The sequence below is a fragment of the Acinetobacter guerrae genome (assembly GCF_009372255.1).
Lineage (GTDB): Bacteria > Pseudomonadota > Gammaproteobacteria > Pseudomonadales > Moraxellaceae > Acinetobacter > Acinetobacter guerrae.
Window position 1 is genome coordinate 1 of sequence record NZ_LXGN01000053.1, and the last position, 229, is coordinate 229.

Annotated in this window: 1 protein-coding gene; it reads right to left on the reverse strand. The window is 41.0% G+C overall.

All coding sequences use genetic code 11. The features are described from left to right. Positions 1 to 229, reverse strand: a 229-nt coding sequence (locus tag A7A69_RS13370; protein ID WP_152878059.1) for an aminotransferase class I/II-fold pyridoxal phosphate-dependent enzyme, incomplete at both ends; no start/stop codon positions are given.

A 229-nucleotide genomic window follows, 5' to 3' on the forward strand; every position in this document is an offset into this window, starting at 1 on the left:
GATATATTTTTCAAATAATTCAACGATTGAACCAAAAAAAGCACGAGAACAAATGACATGATCACCTGCTTTTAAGAAAGCCATGCAAACAGACAAAATGGCCCCCATACCAGAACTCGTCGAAACTGCACGTTCAGCTCCATCCATTGCTGCAAGACGTTTTTCGAACATAGCAACAGTTGGATTGGTAAAACGAGAATAGATATTTCCCGCGGCTTCGCCAGAAAAC